Consider the following 16,905-nt stretch of genomic DNA (forward strand, 5'->3'; position numbering starts at 1 on the left):
GATTGCGATGAGAGATTGCAATGGAATAACCTGGCTAGGAGGCCCGAATGCGCGCCGTTGTTGCGGGGTTCTTGTTGTGCGTGGCCGCGGTGGGCTTATGCCAGGCTGCGCCAGTTTCCGATCTCAAAGATGGGCGCGTCGGTACCATTGCGTTCGCCTCGCGAACACCGACTGGCCCCACCGAGATGATGGCCGGTGGCGGGCGACAATCGACGATCACCGGTCAGCTGGTTATTCCGACCACGTCGCAGACGCCCGCACCTGCGATGATCATCATGCACGGCAGTGGCGGCATTCTTCCGGGACGTGAGAATGAGTGGGCGGCACGTTTGAATGAGATGGGCGTGGCGACATTCGTGGTCGACAGCTTCGGGCCTCGCGGCTTCACAAGCACCGGCGATGATCAGAGCAGGCTTCCACTGGCTGCGAGCGTGACCGATGCACTGACTGCGTTGAAGCTGCTCAGCTCTCATCCTGGCATCGCCCGTGACCGCATCGGAATCGTCGGATACTCAAAGGGCGGTCAAATAGCGTTGTATACGACGCTCGAGCCTTTCCGGCGGGCGGTCATCGACGATGACCTGCGCTTTGCATTGCACATCGCCTTCTATTCATCTTGCTCGATTCCTTACAAATCGGAGGAGGTGTCGGCCGCGCCTGTCTTCCTCCTGCTCGGCGGCGACGATGACTACACGCCCGCAGCTCATTGTGGTCGTTACGTGGATTTTCTCCGCAGCAAGGGTGCCCCGGTGGAGATGTTCGTCTTCACCGGCGCCCATCATGGCTTTGATTTGCCGACGCCGGTGCGCTATCTGCCCCGAGCTCAAACTGCGCGGGACTGCGGCCTCGATATCGCGCTTGACCCGGTGGTGGCGCGGCGCTGGGACACAGGCCTGGTCGTCCCGCCAAGCGATATCGGTGCCTATTTACGTTCGTGCATGCAGCGCGGGGCTTCCTACGGGGGCAATCCCTCGGCGCGCGCCGAGGCCGGCCAAATCGTGGACCGTGCAGTCCAGACATTCCTGCTGAAGCGGCAATAGCAAGGACCTGCGCCTGCCTGACAAGGGAGCATCGCAATTTTGCCTAAGCTGCCTTCTTCATGGCTTCATCCGCTGTCAATGCCGTCTCGCGTGTACCGGAAACGATCAGTTCCAGCACCTCACGTTCGGAGGTATGGGCGATGTAGCGATCACCGACATTCTCGCCTCGCTTCAGCACCATAATGCGGTCACCGACCTCGAAGATATCGGTGAGGCGGTGCGAGATGATGATTTGCGCAACACCCTGGCGTTTGAGCTCGCTCATGGTCTCGAGCAGCCGTTCGGTCGCCATGACGGACAGATTGGCGGTGGGCTCATCGAAGATAACGACTTTCGGATTGAAGGAGATGGCGCGCGCAATGGCTACCGATTGCTGCCGGCCGCCAGAGAGGCTCTCGACTTTCTGGAAGACGGAGTTGACGTCCACTTTTAACCGGGAGAGGACCGCCCGGGCCTCCTCATACATTCTCGGCCGGTCGACGAAGAGGCCGAAACGCCTTGGCCAGCGGCCGAGAAAGATATTCTGTCCGACGTCCATGTTTCCGCAGAGCGCGAAATCCTGATAGATCATTTCGATCCCAAGATCACGGCTTTCATGCGGGCTCTTGAAGTGGGTGATCTCGCCATTCACGAGCACATCGCCGCCGTCGCGCGTGTAAGCACCGGTCAGGACCTTCATAAGAGTGGATTTGCCTGCGGAGTTGTCGCCCACGAGGCCGAGAATCTCACCCGGCATGAGATGGAGATCGACATCCCGCAGGGCTTGGACGGCGCCGAAAGTCTTGATGATGCCGCGCATCGTGATGATCGGGGTGGTCATGCTGCTACTCCTGCCGCGCGGGCATCGTGACGGGCCTGGGCGCGGGCTTGTCGCCGCCGCTTCCATTCTCCCAAGATGTTGTTCTGCCGGAACCAGATGTCACCGATTACCGCCGCCAAAAGAATGAGGCCGATGAATACGTTCATCCAATGTTGTGGCATAACGAAGGACGAGCCATCGCTGAGGAAAATCTGCAGTGACAGCAGCGCCCGGATGAGGGTTATGACAGCCGCACCGGCGAGCGAGCCAATGATCGTGCCATAGCCGCCGAAGATCGAGCCACCGCCAATGATCACCGAGGCTATCGCGTCGAGCTCGCGCAACTGGCCAGCGGCCGGATTGAAGCTCCGATAATAGGCGACATAGATGACGCCGGCCGCCGCCGCACAGAGCGAGGAGAACACGAGCGACAGGAGGCGCACGCGCTTGGTGTTGATGCCCGCGTAGCTGGCCGCCCGCTCGTTGCCGCCCGTGGCATAGACCTTCTGGCCAAAGGACATGGCCCCGAGAACAACCGCGGCGAGGATAGCGACGATAGCTAGGAACAGGGTCTGCACGCTGACCGCACGCGCCACTGCGGCAAAGGCTCCTGTCGCATGAACGCCAAACGATTCGAGCACGACCGAAAGGTTGCGGCCGAGGAGATTATAGGCTTCCGGAAAGCCCGACAGCTGACGCCCGGAGACAAGCCAGGCGGCCAGCCCGCGTGCGATATAGAACATGCCGAGCGTTGCGACGAAGGCTGGCATGCCAATCTTGGCAGTGAGCCAACCGTTGAACAGCCCGCAGGCAAGCCCAGCGGCAAGCGCCAGTACCACGGCGGTTGCGGGATCACCGCCAAGTTCCTTCATGGTGAAGGCCGCGACCGCGCCCGAGAGGGCGAGCACCGAGCCGACCGAAAGGTCGATATCGCCATTGGCAATGACATAGGTGAGGCCAAGCGACAGCAGGCCGATCTCCGTGAACGCCAAGAGCAGGTTGAAGGAGTTGTCAAGCGAACCCCAGAAATCCGGTCGCAGCCAGAAGCCAGCCGCCCACAACACCACCATCAGGATAATGGCCGCAGCGTCACGGCGGTGCAGGAAAGCACGCAACCCACGCAGGCCGACACCGCGTGCATCGCTCGCCGCGCCCATGGTCTTAACACCCACGATCGCAATACCGCCGCTATCTGCGGAAGCCGGCACGTCACGCCGCAGCAGCCAACCCTTCAGCCGGCCCAGCACGTTGCCGCGTACAACCAGAGGTTCAAGCAACACGGCGCCCAGCAGCAGAAGGCCAAGGAACGCTGGTACGGCGCCGGGCGGCAGTTGCGCCATCGCCGCCACTTCCATTTTGACACCGCCAACATCAATGACCCGCGTCGTCGGCACTCCTTCCCGCAGCACCTTGTCAATGAGCACGACCAGCGCCGCGCCGAGGCATGCGCCGAGCACACGACCACGCCCGCCAGCAATCGAGGCGCCGCCAACAATGACGGCCGCGATGACGATGAGCTCCGCACCCTGGCCGTATTGCGATGTCACGCCCTTGTCCTGGGCGACATTCATCAGGCCGGCCACCGCCGCGCAGAAGGAAGACAGCATGAAGGCACGGACACGCACCCAGCGTGTGTTGATGCCGGCGTATTGGGCAGCCTGGTCATTGCCGCCTGTCGCGTAGGTCTCGTAGCCGATGCGGGTCTTCGCAAGCAGCAGGGCGCCGACGGCCGCGAAAAGCAGGAAGATAAGGATCTGGTTGTTGAAGCCGAGTCCGTTGGTTTCGCCCAGGGCGAAGAAGCCATAGTCGCGCGCCTTGATGTCGTAGCCGATGGTCTTGCCACCGGTTAGCCCGAGCACAACACCGCGCCCGATGAACAGCATCGTCAGCGTCGCGATGAAGGGCGGAACGCGCAGAATGGCGACGAGGACACCGTTGATCAACCCGACCAGAAGGCCAAGGCCAAGGCAGATCGCCGTGGCTGTGCCCGCATCGATATCGAGATGCGTCGGGGCGAACAGGATCGAGAAGCTGACAGCGACGAGCCCGAGTGTCGATCCGACCGAAAGATCGAGATCGCGGTTGACGATCACGAAGGTCATGCCAACTGCCATGACCCCGAAGCGTGCCGTGTCGCGCAGAACCGCCGAAATTGCATCAGTCGTGCCGAAAAAGGCGGGGTTGATCAATACGCCCGCCAGATAGAGCAGGGCCATAAAGGCGAGAAGGCCGGCCTCCCAGCTGCCCAGCAACTGCGAGGGCAACTTCACCCGTCCACGTGGGGTGGGGCCGGCGGTCATTTCAAGCGACATACAGCTTCCATTCTCAAACGCGCTGGCGCGGGGCCGCCATCACGAACACGCCTCGGCAAGGGGCGCGTTCGACATATCAGCAGCGAGCCGATCGAAGCAGGACGAGGCGGCAAAAGCTGCCGGGATTGGCGGGCTCTTGCCGCTCGCATCGATCGCCCCGCGCCTGTTTGTTGCGCTCGCAAGGCCACGCTGATCGGTGCAGCTGTGGCTCTTGCGGAAATCAATCAGTTTTCGAAGCGCTTTCCGACTTTGTCGACGCTGTCCTTGGTCACAAGCTGGGCGCGCGTGTCCAGGTTGGCTGCCGAAATGCCCCGGTCGATCTGCAGATAGAGCTGCGCCACCGGCCAGAAGCCTTGCAAGAAGGGCTGCTGACCGAGCGAGCCGGTGAGCGCGCCCGTCCGGATTTGCTCCTGCTGCTTCGGGCCTAGGTCAAAGCCGAAGGCACAAACCTTCCCGTTCAGCTTGAGCTGGCTAATGGCATCCCCAAGGGCCGGGGTCACGAAGCCATTGGCGGCGAAGGCGCCGACAACATCCTTGCGGCTTTCAATCAGGGTCACGATTGAGCCCACGATGTTGTCCTTGTCGACGTCAATTCCGATGTTCTGAGGACCGGCGTCGACTTTGAAATCCTTCAGCTTGCCTGCCGCGTTCAGCGCCTTCACCGTGGCTTGAAAGGCGGCGGTGATGCGGTTGTTCACCTCGACATTGCCGAGAGTGGTGGTTGATGGAAAGATGATGCTGCCGCCCTTGACGTCATTTTTGATCAGGCACTGCGCCAGAGCCTCACCGCCGATTGCGGCTGCGCCGGCGTCCTGCCCGGTATGAGATATCTGCGAACGGCTGGCGAGATTAGGATCGAACGAATTGGTGGTAGCGACCGGGATGCCCTTGGCCTGGAGCTTCTTGACGATGTCGTCGTAGGCGCCGGACTGCGGCGTGGTCATGATCACGCCGTCGATCGTCGGGTCGTTGATCACCTGGTTGATGATCTCGATCTCACGCGGAATGTCGTCGACAGGCGCCTCCGACCCGAGCGTGATGAGATTGATCCCGAAGGCGTTGGCCGCTGCTTTTGCCCCGACATATGTGGGGTCGAAGAACCCGTTGCCAGCCGTATGGGTTATGATGGCGAAGGTCAGCTTGCCATCCTTCGAGTTGAAATTCTTAGTATCTGGCGATTCCTTCGCTGCGTCTTCGAAGGAATAACCACCCACGGCCTTCGAGAGCGCGCCGGACTGAGCATGGGCCGCAACACTGCCCAAGGAAACGCCAGCCACAAGCGCGGTGGCAAGAGCGAAGGTTTTCATTTGATGCCTCCCCAACAGGTCATTTGATAAAGCGCCGGACAACGCTGCCCGTGCCTGTACATGTTTATGCTGCACTAATCTTTTGCAGGATGGATCCCGATACTTGCAATTTGTGCGGCGCGGAAGGGAGAGCTGACCTTTCCCTTCGCGATGGCTCACTTCAGAAACTCGGCCACATTGTCTTTGGTGACGACATCAAGGCCAACATAGGTGATCGGCTCGACCTTCTCGCCTTTCTTCAGCGCCAACAGGATGTCCATCGCCTTCTCGCCCATTTCGAAGGGACGCTGTCCCACGAGCACATTGGCGTAGCCGTCGCGCAGGAGCTCAAGCTCCACCTTGAGAGTGTCAGGCATCACGAGTGCGAGCTTGCCGCTCTCGTAGTTTTTCTTGTGGGCATTCACGAAGCCCTTGTAGGCCTCGGGAGCAAAGAGCGCCCATCCTCCGACCGGCACCACCGCATCCACATCGGGATTGGCCGTGACCATGTCACTAAGCTGCTGAACAGCGAGCGCCGAGTCGTCATTGCAGTAGCTCGGCGATCCGCTGGCTTCCTTCCAGCCCGCCGCCTTCACCACTTCATAGAGGCCGGCAAGCCGCTCGTTCAGATTCTCGGCGGCCGGTCCTCCGGATTGGGTGATGAACGCGCCGGGCTGTGGCTTGCGCTTGATAAGCTCGCGCCCGAGCTGGCGTCCCATTTCCTTGTTGTCCGTGCCGACATAGGCTTGGCGCGCAGACTTCGGTGAATCCGCATCGAAGGTGATGACGGCGATGCCCGCGTCGCGCGCCTGCTTGATGACATTGACTGCAGCCTCGGCATCGGACACTGAGATCGCCAATCCGTCCACCCGCTGCGTGATGAGATCCTGAATGATCTGCACTTGGCTTGCGGGCTCGTGCTCGATCGGCCCTTTGTAGATGCATTCTACGTTGCCAAGTTCCTTCGCGCGCTTCATGCACCCGTCGCGTGACAGGTCGAAATACGGGTTGTTCATCGCCTTCGGGACAATGGCGAAGCGCATTGTCTGTTGAGCCACAGCGGGCGGCGCTAGAGCCGGCGCTGCGATGGCGGCTGCTGCGAGAGCCGCTAAAAGAAAGCGTTTCATCATTTCTCTCCCTACCTTGCGCGTGAGGCTTATCGTGCCCCTGTGACGTATGTGCCGGCGGCCTGCTCAAGCCGCGCGGAGGCTCCTTAATCGGTCGACGATGGCGGCGAAGATGATGATCATGCCAATGATTGCGGTTTGCCAGTAGCTATCCGCGCCGGCCAGCACGAGACCGTTGCGGATGACTTCTATCAGCGCGGCGCCGATGATCGCACCAACGGGCCCGCCCGTTCCACCGGCGAGGTTTGCGCCACCGATCACCGCGGCGGCGATAATGGTGAGTTCGTAGCCTGTAGCCAGGTTAGCCTGCGCCGCGCCAAGCCAGCCTGACATGAGAATGCCGGCGAAGCCGGCGGTGGCGCTGCAGGCGACGTAGACCCCGATCTTGACGCGTTCCACGGCAACGCCCGTCAAGGCGGCGGCGCGTTCATTGCCCCCGATTGCGAAGATATGGCGCCCAGCTGCCGTGTGATGCAGCACGAAGCCCATGATCGCCGCCCCGACGAGAAGATAAACGAGCGGGATGGGCAATCCGAACAGCTTGCCGTTGGTCAGGGCATAGAATGTATCGACTCCGGGTCCTCCCGGTGCCTGGCTGCGGCCTTTGGTGATCACATAGGTGAGCCCGCGGCAGATCGACAGCATGCCGAGCGTCACCACGAACGGCGAAAGCTTGAGACGCGCGATGAGTAAGCCGTTCACGAGCCCGATGAAGCCCGAGATCGCCAGTCCGATGAGCAGCGCAAGAGGCATGGAGACGAAGCCGAGTGCTGTCTCCGCAATCCACTTCATGACGATCATCGTCACGACTGCTGTCAGCGCCATGACGGATCCGACCGAAAGGTCGATCCCGCCTGTAATGATGACGAGCGTCGCACCGAGCGCCACGATGCCGACATAAGAAAAGTTCTGCGATGTGCGCAGCAGGTTCTCCGGGCTGAGGAAATTGTCGGCCACGAAGGAGATGGCAATGGTGATGATGAGGAAGGCCAGGACGACATAGGCCGTCTGCGACGCAAAAAAGCCGCGCTGCCACCAAGCCGCGCGGCCAACATTGGTAAAACCGTTTTCGCTCGTATGTCGTCCGGCCGTCGATAAATCGTCCATCAGGCGGCCTCCTTGGCCCCGGTGATAAGGGCGGTGACCTCTTCCGGGCTCGAGCTTCCAATCGGCTTATCAGCCACCTTGGATCCGCGCCGCAGCACCACAACGCGATCGCAAACGGTGAAGACATCCGGCATGCGATGCGAAATCAATATCACCGCGATACCAGCGTCGCGCAGGCGGCGGATCAGATCGAGCACCTCTGCGACCTGGCGCACCGAAATTGCCGCGGTCGGCTCGTCCATCAGCACGAGCTTGGCCTTCTTGAGCCGCGTGCGAGCGATGGCAACGGCCTGGCGCTGGCCACCGGACATCTGCCGTACGAGATCATCGGCGCGCGTTTCCGACTTCAGTTCCTGGAACAGTTCCGAAGCGCGCTTGTTCATCGCCGCATGATCGAGAACCATCACAGGCCCCAGCCGCCGCTTGAGTTCACGGCCGAGAAAGACGTTGGCTGCGGCTGTCAGATTATCGGCGAGAGCAAGGTCCTGATAGACCACCTCGATGCCGACGGAGCGTGCATCGATCGGACGCGAAAAATGCATGGGCTGATCATCGAAGACCATCGTGCCGTGAGAGGGTGGGAAATTGCCCGCAATGATCTTTACGAGCGTAGATTTCCCAGCGCCATTATCGCCCATCAGGCCCACGACTTCGCCGGCCGCGACCGTGAGGTCGATCTCCGACAAGGCGCGTATGGCGCCGAATTCCTTGCTCACCCCCTGCAGTCTCAGGAGCGTCAAGTGTCTCTCCCTAATCTGGTTGATGGCCTTCAGTGGGCGCGTTGATGTGACGATGCCTAAAGGCTCTGGCTTCCGCAAGCCCTCATTTGGTCCAATAGCGCAGAATAATGACGTTCGACCATCAGGCATATTATCCTATCGTCTTGCCGGATCGAGATCGAGACGCTCTGGATTAAGATCATGATACTTCTGTTAAATATGAGGTCGCCGAGCAATCTGAGAGGCGACGATGCCGTCGATTTATGGGGCACGCGGTGCGCCCGGGGTTGACGTGCGGCGGGGTTTCGCCGCCTCTTGAGAGGCGATCATCAGAATTGAGGCCGGCTCGATTTCGGCCGGCGAGAAGGAGGGCAGCCCATGTCAGCAATCTATCCTGATCTAGCTAGCAAGACTGTTGTGGTAACCGGTGGCGGCTCCGGTATTGGGGCGAGCATAGTGAGGCGTTTCGCGAGCCAAGGCGCCAGCGTAGGCTTTCTTGATATAAAGGAGACGGAATCCCGCGCGCTTGTAGACGAACTGCGCGCAGCAGGCGGTTCTGTCCATTTCGAAAGGGCTGACGTAACGGATATTGACGCTCTCGTCGCGGCGATTGCCGCGATACGCAGTCAGTATGGCCCCATCGACATTCTCATCAATAACGCTGCTCACGATGAGCGCCACGCGACGGAAACGGTCACACCCGCTTATTGGGACGATCGCATCGCCGTGAATTTGAAGCACCAGTTCTTTGCCGCGCAGGCGGTTCTGCCGGACATGAAAGCCAGGAAGAGCGGAGTTATCATCAACTTTGGCTCGACGTCCTGGATGGTCGGACAGGGAAATATGGCTGTCTATACTGCTTCGAAATCGGCGGTTCTCGGCCTCACCCGGTCGCTTGCCCGCGATTTCGGGCCTGACAATATCCGCGTCAATGCCATAGCACCGGGTTGGATCATGACAGAGCGGCAGATCGAGAAGTGGCTGACCCCGGAAGGTGAAGAGGAACTGATGCGAAGACAGTGTTTGAAGCGCAAGCTGGTTCCCGACGAATTGGCGCGTTTCACCGTATTTCTCGCATCGGAGGAAGCGTCAGCGTGCACCAATCAGCACTATGTCGTTGACGGGGGCTGGGTCTAGACGGGAACCAGCGCCCACGACAGGCTGGCTCCCGCGTGGCGCGGCCTTGGCTGCCGGTGCTTATGCGCAAAATGCAAAGCGCCGGCGAATGCGCAACCCTAGATTGTAAGCAACTCGGCGATTCGCAAGGCGGCTCAGGCGTTGCCCCCGTGTTTCGCAGGTCAGATTGGTAAAGCCAAGGCAGCTTCCAAGTGGCTGTGCGGCTTCGCGTTTGTGCGGCTATCAGGCCGACAGTCCCCTCGACATAAGTTCTTGAAGTCGTGCGTCGTCCACGGTGCTCATAGATAAGTACCGGTCGGCGCGCGATGACGTTCAGCTCGCGGCAAAAAGAACCATGCGGCTGACTCAAGCGGGTAGAGGCGAGTTTGATTCTCCAAACCGTGCTGCGGTGACGCTGCATTTTTGAGGCGTTGAGAATGCGGACGTGGATTGTGCAATGCGACATCTTATCGACGAGCGCTCGAGCGGACTGAAACGGCCGCTAGCCGGGCGATTAAGGTGTCGTTTATGCAACATTTAGTCAGAAAACACAGATAATATTGCTACTTTGATTTGGATCCGATTGAACCTGAAGCGTCCGTCCAGCATGGTAATGAGGCGTCGGGGAGCACCCGTTACGCATCGCGGGTTGAACCGCTGGCACGGCTCCGGGGAGCGGGTGATCAGGGGAAAACCCGCAAGAAAGCGGGGAAAAGGGTACCTTCGAAGTTCAGCTTTCTCTCGAGCTTCGAAATTAAGCCTGCTCCCAATGGGGTCTCGATTTTTTGGAGGTCAGAATGAAGCTCGTTAAGAGCCTTCTACTCGGTAGCGCCGCCGGCTTCGCCGCGGTTGCCGGGGCTCAAGCCGCAGATCTTCCCATGACGAAGGCTGCGCCGGTCGACTATGTTCGCATTTGCTCGGTCCACGGCGCGGGCTTCTTCTACATTCCAGGCAGCGACACCTGCATCAAGATCGGTGGTCGTGTCCGTGCCGAGTTCCAGTATCAAGAGCCGCTGAATACGTTCCAGAACGGCCCGCTGACTGCAATGCCCGGCAGAAACCGACTTGGCACCGGCCGTTATCGCGATGCCACCGGCTTCCGTGGCCGTGCTCAGCTCGACGTCGATGCGCGTACGTCTTCCGAGTGGGGCACTGTCCGCGCCTTTTTCCGTTTCCAGCTGACCCGCGATTCAGGCGTTTATCGTCCACAGGCGGCTTATACGGCTGAAGGTTTTACCGTCGCGGGCAACCAGGGCAGCACCACGACCTCGAACTTGGATAAGGCGTTTATCCAGTTCGCAGGCTTCACGGCCGGTGTCGCGCAGTCGTTCTTCGATTTCTATGCTGAATCGCTGAACTGGGGCACGGCCAACGGCTTCATCCCCGGCTCGGATAACGGCGCGACCCAGCTTCTCGCCTACACCGCAACCTTTGGTTCCGGCTTCTCCGCAACCATCGCAATAGAAGATCGTAACCAGCGCAATGTCACGACGGTTGGTTACGGCTGGAATCCCGCTGGCCAGCGCATGCCTGACGTCGTCGGTGTTCTCCGTGTCGATCAGGGTTGGGGCTCTGCTCAGCTGTCGGGGGCTGTCCACCAGCTGAACACGGGTACGCTCAACCATTGGGGCGGCCGTATCGATGATGAATACGGTTATGCAGTGCAAGCCGGTGTGAAGATCAACCTGCCGATGCTCGCAGCTGGTGATCAGCTCTGTTTGCAGGCCGCTTATGCGGATGGCGCGTTGAGCTACCTCGGCGTGACGGGCAGCCCGGTCGTGGGTGAATACACCGGTTACCTGCCGATGACCGATGCCGTTCGATACCACGATACAATCAAGCGTACGAAGGGTTGGAATATCCTCGGTGCTTTCTTGCACTACTGGACGCCGAGCTTGCGCTCGACGCTCTGGGGTAGCTACACTGCGATCGACTACTCTGGCCCCGTTGCCGCGGGAGGTTACTTCCGCGACGCGAAGGTTTATCAGGTCGCTTCAGCTCTGATCTGGTCGCCGGTGAAGGCTATGGATATCGGTGTGGAAGTGCTCTACGCCAAGTATGACACGAAGCGGACTTGGGCGACGCCCGTCGGCCTTGTGGGTTCTGAGGATCAGTGGCAGGGACGTATCCGCTTCCAGCGCGATTTCTAATCCCATCTGAACTCGCTGAGTTTACCGAGCCCCGGTGCTAAGCACCGGGGTTTTTTTATTATCGAGTCAGCGGCTCCGTGAGCCGGAATGGGATTGACACGCGGGGGCTGGACGGGCGCTCGTTCTGCTTCCGCCGTCGCTGGAAGCCTGCGGGGGCGGCCCCATTAGCGCGCCCTATCCACCGTGACGATATCGTTCCCAAATAAACAATTTGGCACAGCTAAATATATTATCCAAATTTCTCCGAAGCCATTCATAAATCTTTATTATGTCAAAAACACGATAACTTGATGAGCGATTCGTTTAATCAAGATGTGTCGTTTTCTTTACTTTAGGTTAAAGGTACAAAGTTCAAACCATTGAGAAAATTTCTCCCAGTAAAGCCGGATCGATCATTTCATAGGCGAGAATCTGGATTTTTCCGAAGATAATACATGAATATTACATTGTCTGAGCCGTGAATGCTCATATATTGGGCTTTTTTCGTTATAAATGAATATTTATTACTCATATACATGTTGCCAATTTGCAGCATATGAAGTTTTGCGGGATTTAGCAGACGATTTTAATCGACTGGCGCCGGAATTCGCACCTAAAGTGCAGTCTGGATACTACGGCCTTTTGCCGTTGGGGGAGACTCTAATGCGTTTGGCTTCTGTTGTGCTTTTGAGCTCTGTTGCCGCTTTTTCCGTCATGTCGCAAGGCCTGGCCGCCGATCTGCCGATGGCAAAGGCGGCGCCTGTCGATTATGTCCGGGTCTGCTCGATTCACGGGGCGGGCTTCTTCTACATCCCGGGTGGCGATGTCTGCTTGAAGGTCGGCGGCTATGTTCGCGCCGAATATCTCTACGCGCAGCCCAAGTGGTCGGTGCCCGGCAACGGTCGTTACGCGGACGCAACCGGCTTTTTAGCAAGGGGCCGCCTCGAGGTTGATGCGCGTTCGTCGTCCGAATGGGGTACGATCCGCGCCTTCTTCCGCTTTGAGCTGACCCGCACGTCGGGGGCCTACCGCGCCTTGGGCATCCCGGCTGGTAGCGTCACGGATTCAAGTCTCGACAAGGCCTTCATTCAGTTTGCGGGATTCACAGCCGGCGTTGCCCAATCGTTCTTTGATTTCTACGCCAATGATCTGAACTACGGAGGCTCGCTCGGCTCCGATAACGGCCAGACCCAGTTGCTGGCTTATTCCGCGACATTCGGCTCGGGCTTTTCGGCGACCATCGCGCTGGAAGACCGCAATCAGCGCAATGTCGGAACGAGCTATTATGATGTCGCCGGCCAGCGCATGCCGGACGTCGTGGGCAATTTGCTCGTGGATCAGGAGTGGGGCTCGGCGCAGCTCTCCGGCGCGGTCCATCAGCTTAATTCCGGCGCAATCTATGGCTCGAACGTTTTCGCAAGCCGGGTCGATTCCACCTATGGCTTTGCTCTGCAAGGCGGCGTGAAGGTGAAGCTCCCCATGCTCGCCGCCGGTGATTACCTGTGGCTACAGGCAGCCTACACCGATGGTGCGCTCAGCTATATCGGCATCAATGGCGACCAAGCCATCGGGCCATTGGCCACCATCGCCACGGATGGGGCGATCGTCAACGGAGACATCAAGAAGACCAAGGGCTGGAACGCTCTTGCTGCGATGCTCCATTACTGGACGCCGAATATCCGCCAGAGCGTGTTTGGAGGCTACACCAAGGTCAATTATTCGGGCGCGGTCACCTCCACCTATAACGGATTGAACGACTTCAATACCTGGACTGTGGGCTCCAATCTCATCTGGTCGCCGGTGAGCGCGATGGATATCGGCCTGGAGGTCCTCTACACCAAGCTCGACCCGAACGGCCGCACGCTTGTCTACGACAATGGCGTCACTGCGATTTACAAGTCTTCCGAGAACCAGTGGCAGACGCGCCTGCGCTTCCAGCGCGATTTCTGAAGGCTGCCTGCGAGGCTCACCTTTTTCGGCGTTTCAGGATGGCGACCCGACATGGTCGCCGTCCTTGCTTGTGAGATGCCAGCTCGCTCATAGCTCAGCTTGCGTGAGGCCTCGCCCACCTGAGTGCCGGTCGCGCAGTAGCGGGTTGGACCCATGACATATCGGCCGTTTTGGGCAATGCACGGGGTACCGGAGACAAAAAAGGCGTCAAAAGCGCTTTTTATTTTTGCCTCGCGGTGATTCACCCCGCATGGGCGCTTCATGTAGAGGGGTGATCATCCCATACGGTCGCCTTCTCGTGGCGTATGGCTCAGAGCACGCGTTTGATAGGTGAGAGCCTGCTGGCGTTGGGGCCCCTGGAGCAGCAGCGCGTTGCCGGTTGCCGGGATGCTTGCCGTTGAAAGGGTCTTGCTCGCGGCAGCAATGCCCCAGGTCAAGCCAAGCATGAGGTAGAACTGGCGCCAATGGTCGGTGTCGATCTGAAAGCCCTGGATTATTATCACGATCAGCGCGGACCAGACCGCGATCGCGTGGGATTGCAAGGGGCTGCGTCGGAATACGGTGCGCCAGGCGATCACCCACGTTGCGATGATCAGCGTCAAGTAGGATAGACCACCAAGCCACCCATAGGATGCAAAGGCATTGATATAGACGCTGTGGGGGTCGGCGTTGAAATAGTAGTGAAAACGCAGCGGCCCAAGACCGTTCACATGATCGAGGAGGAGAGGAATGCTGCGCAACTGGTTGCCGAAGCGGCCTGTTGCACCTTCGTCGTAATCTTGCGAGAGCGAGGCCCGCATTGTGAAGATCTCGCGCACCCCATCGATGGACAGGGCAATGCCCAGCATGACCACGAGAACGGCCATGCAGCCGAGCGCATAGACGATCATCATGCGCCTTTGGGCGAGGGTCGCGCCGGTGACGAAACTGAGTGCGAATAGGAGCCCCAGTGCACCTACCAGATCGGCCCAGGCGCCTCTCGAGAACGACAGGAACAGCGCCAGGAGCGGCACGCTGAGCAGGACGATCGTTTTCAACGCGCCGCTGCGCCGCTCGATGAACCCCTGAACGATATAGACGATGGGCAGCACCATGTAGGGGCCCATGACATTTGGATCCTTGAACGTACCGGACGCTCTTCCGTAAACGGTGAAGATGCTGCCGAGGCCAGCCACGTCGAAATATCCCAGGAGGCCGGCGATGCCGGCGGGCCAAGCCGACCAGATCAGGGCCGACCGGATCGTTTCCAGCCGCCGCTCTGGCTCATGTGTGAGGACCGAAGCAAAAAAGACTGACGTCATCGCGAGATAGATCGAGATGACGATGAACATGACGCTGCGGCTCTCGTCGAGGTAGGGCATCAATGCAAACGCCCCGCCCATGTTGAACAATGTCAACAGAACGATCAGCGGCGCTGCGCTGGCAGGGATCCGGAAGCCGATAAGCAGGGCGACGCCGAGAGCGAGTGGAAATAGCAACTCGTACAGAGAGGGCTCGATGAGGACGAACGCGCCGGCGAATACAAAGAGCCAAAGCGTGAGACTATCAAGGCGAGCTAGCCTTACGCGAAGTCCAGGTGCGCGTTGTGACGCATTCTGACTGGCACCCGCACCCTTTCGCAACGTGTCCCCATTGGCGCCGCGCGTTTTGGCTATGGGGTGAGCCTGGGCCATGATTCCGCCGGCAGGGAGTGCAGAGAACGGGAGCGCTGCACGACGGGCGCGGCTCCCCGGTGGCGAGCGACGGCCTTCTGCGTATCCAGCTTGGGCATCCACACGGTCAATAGGCGTTCTCCGTGGAGAGTAACGCAAATGGGGTGCGCGCCAAGATATAGAGATCGAAGAGCACCGACCAGTTCTCGATATAGAAAAGGTCGTGCTCGACACGGCGCTGGAGTTTCTCCTCGGTATCGGTCTCGCCACGCCACCCGTTGATTTGCGCCCAGCCGGTGATACCGGGCTTCACGCGATGGCGCGCAAAATAGCCGTCAACCACCTTGTCATAGAGCCGGTTCTCGGCTTTGGCCTTGACAGCATGGGGACGCGGGCCGACCAGCGACAGATCGCCCTTGAACACCACGTTGAATAGTTGCGGCAATTCATCGAGCGAGGTCTTGCGGATAAAGCGCCCGACCCGTGTCACCCGCGGATCTCCCTTTGTGACGAGGCGGGCGGCGTCCGCGTCGGACTGGTCCACATACATCGAGCGGAATTTGAAGACCTCGATCAGCTCATTGTTAAAGCCGTAGCGCTTCTGGCGAAACAAGATGGGACCACGTGAATCAAGCTTCACCGCGATCGCCGTCGCTGCCAACACAGGCGAGAGCAGGATAATGAGAAGTCCGCCGACGATTTTATCGAAGAGCCACTTCAGAACCAGATCCCAATCAGCGATCGGTTTGTCGAACACGTCTAGGACCGGCACGGCGCCAATGTAGGAATAGGCGCGAGGACGCAGCCTCAGCTTATTGCGATGCGCCGCGAGCCTTATGTCGATGGGAAGCACCCACAGCTTCCGCAACATGGAAAGGAGCCGATCTTCTGCCGTGATCGGGAGCGTAAAGATGACGAGGTCGAGATGCGCGCGGCGCGCAAATTCGACGAGGTCGCTCACATTGCCAAGCTTGGGATAGCCGGCGACGATGTCGGGCGAGCGTTCGTCGCTACGGTCATCGAAGACGCCGCAGATACGCAGGCCGGTGTCCGGCTGGGCATCGAGCGCACGGATGAGTTCCTCCGCCGCAGGCCCCCCGCCGACGATCGCTGTACGCCTGTCAAGCCGTCCGGCTCGAGTCAAGGCCTTCACGGCATAGGACAGGATGGTACGTCCCACCACCAGAAGGATGAGCCCTGCCACGAACCAGCTCGCGAGCCAGACGCGTGAAAAATCCTCGCCGCGCTTGGCGAAGAAGAGGGCGGCCATCAGAATGAGGAAGATCCCGCACCATCCTCCGAGAAGGCGCAGTCCCTGGGTGACCATCGCGCGGAATGAGCTGACGTGATAGATGCCGAGCGCTTGAAACACAACGACGGTCAGCATCGCGATGGCCAGGATCGTGAAGCCGTGGATGATCGGGAACTGGCTGCCTGGCGTCAGATAGAGGGCGTGCACGGCAAGGCCGGTGACCGCGACGATGACGAAATCAACAACGCGCGCTATTCCGGCTAGAACGACCGGGGAATAGGTCGGCTTGATGGGGCGCGCTGCGATCTCCTCCGCGAGGGGGGGCAGCGGCCGCTCGGCGTCGTCCGGGAGCATCGGCTGCTTGAGAAGATCACGAATGTCGTAGGTAGGCATAGGCCGCCTCTTTGCCGGCTCAA

Annotated in this window: 12 protein-coding genes; 4 read left to right on the top strand and 8 right to left on the bottom strand. The window is 59.6% G+C overall.

Annotated elements, in window-relative coordinates; translation table 11 throughout:
* Positions 1-47: 47 nt before the first annotated feature.
* Positions 48-1,040: a dienelactone hydrolase family protein gene (locus KIO76_RS16325; protein ID WP_213324250.1), complete on the top strand. Its 993-nt coding sequence runs from the start codon at positions 48-50 to the stop codon at positions 1,038-1,040.
* 43 nt (positions 1,041-1,083) lie between these two features.
* On the opposite strand, the gene KIO76_RS16330 is transcribed toward KIO76_RS16325, so the two are convergent.
* From KIO76_RS16330 to KIO76_RS16355, 6 genes are all read right to left on the bottom strand, one after another.
* Positions 1,084-1,860 carry an ATP-binding cassette domain-containing protein gene (locus KIO76_RS16330; protein ID WP_213324251.1) on the bottom strand — a complete coding sequence of 259 codons (777 nt, stop codon included), beginning with the start codon at positions 1,858-1,860 and terminating at the stop codon, positions 1,084-1,086.
* Positions 1,857-4,151: an ABC transporter permease gene (locus KIO76_RS16335; RefSeq protein WP_213324252.1), complete on the bottom strand. Its 2,295-nt coding sequence runs from the start codon at positions 4,149-4,151 to the stop codon at positions 1,857-1,859. Before KIO76_RS16335 ends, KIO76_RS16330 begins: the two co-directional genes overlap by 4 nt.
* Before the next feature lie 224 nt (positions 4,152-4,375).
* A complete protein-coding gene (locus tag KIO76_RS16340; RefSeq protein ID WP_213324253.1) occupies positions 4,376-5,458 on the bottom strand; it encodes a substrate-binding domain-containing protein in 1,083 nt (360 codons plus the stop codon).
* A gap of 155 nt (positions 5,459-5,613) precedes the next feature.
* Entirely contained in the window at positions 5,614-6,564 is a 951-nt protein-coding gene (locus KIO76_RS16345; protein ID WP_213324254.1) for a sugar-binding protein, read from the bottom strand.
* A 66-nt stretch (positions 6,565-6,630) separates the two neighbouring features.
* Positions 6,631-7,671 carry an ABC transporter permease gene (locus KIO76_RS16350; protein ID WP_213324255.1) on the bottom strand — a complete coding sequence of 347 codons (1,041 nt, stop codon included), beginning with the start codon at positions 7,669-7,671 and terminating at the stop codon, positions 6,631-6,633.
* A complete protein-coding gene (locus KIO76_RS16355; RefSeq protein WP_249729620.1) occupies positions 7,671-8,411 on the bottom strand; it encodes an ATP-binding cassette domain-containing protein in 741 nt (246 codons plus the stop codon). The genes KIO76_RS16350 and KIO76_RS16355 overlap by 1 nt, the downstream gene beginning before the upstream one ends.
* A gap of 357 nt (positions 8,412-8,768) precedes the next feature.
* Between KIO76_RS16355 and KIO76_RS16360 the strand changes: the two genes are divergently transcribed.
* The 3 genes from KIO76_RS16360 to KIO76_RS16370 all read left to right on the top strand — a co-directional run bounded on the left by KIO76_RS16360 (position 8,769) and on the right by KIO76_RS16370 (position 13,585).
* Positions 8,769-9,527: an SDR family NAD(P)-dependent oxidoreductase gene (locus tag KIO76_RS16360; RefSeq protein ID WP_213324257.1), complete on the top strand. Its 759-nt coding sequence runs from the start codon at positions 8,769-8,771 to the stop codon at positions 9,525-9,527.
* Between the two features lie 776 nt (positions 9,528-10,303).
* Entirely contained in the window at positions 10,304-11,656 is a 1,353-nt protein-coding gene (locus KIO76_RS16365) for a porin (RefSeq protein ID WP_213324258.1), read from the top strand.
* A gap of 642 nt (positions 11,657-12,298) precedes the next feature.
* Positions 12,299-13,585, top strand: a complete 1,287-nt coding sequence (locus KIO76_RS16370; RefSeq protein WP_213324259.1) for a porin — start codon at positions 12,299-12,301, stop codon at positions 13,583-13,585.
* A 275-nt stretch (positions 13,586-13,860) separates the two neighbouring features.
* On the opposite strand, the gene KIO76_RS16375 is transcribed toward KIO76_RS16370, so the two are convergent.
* Positions 13,861-15,258 carry an O-antigen ligase family protein gene (locus KIO76_RS16375; protein WP_213324260.1) on the bottom strand — a complete coding sequence of 466 codons (1,398 nt, stop codon included), beginning with the start codon at positions 15,256-15,258 and terminating at the stop codon, positions 13,861-13,863.
* A gap of 106 nt (positions 15,259-15,364) precedes the next feature.
* Entirely contained in the window at positions 15,365-16,882 is a 1,518-nt protein-coding gene (locus tag KIO76_RS16380) for an undecaprenyl-phosphate glucose phosphotransferase (protein WP_213324261.1), read from the bottom strand.
* Positions 16,883-16,905: the final 23 nt, after the last annotated feature.

It is taken from the genome of Chelatococcus sp. YT9 (genome assembly GCF_018398315.1).
Taxonomy (GTDB): Bacteria; Pseudomonadota; Alphaproteobacteria; order Rhizobiales; family Beijerinckiaceae; genus Chelatococcus.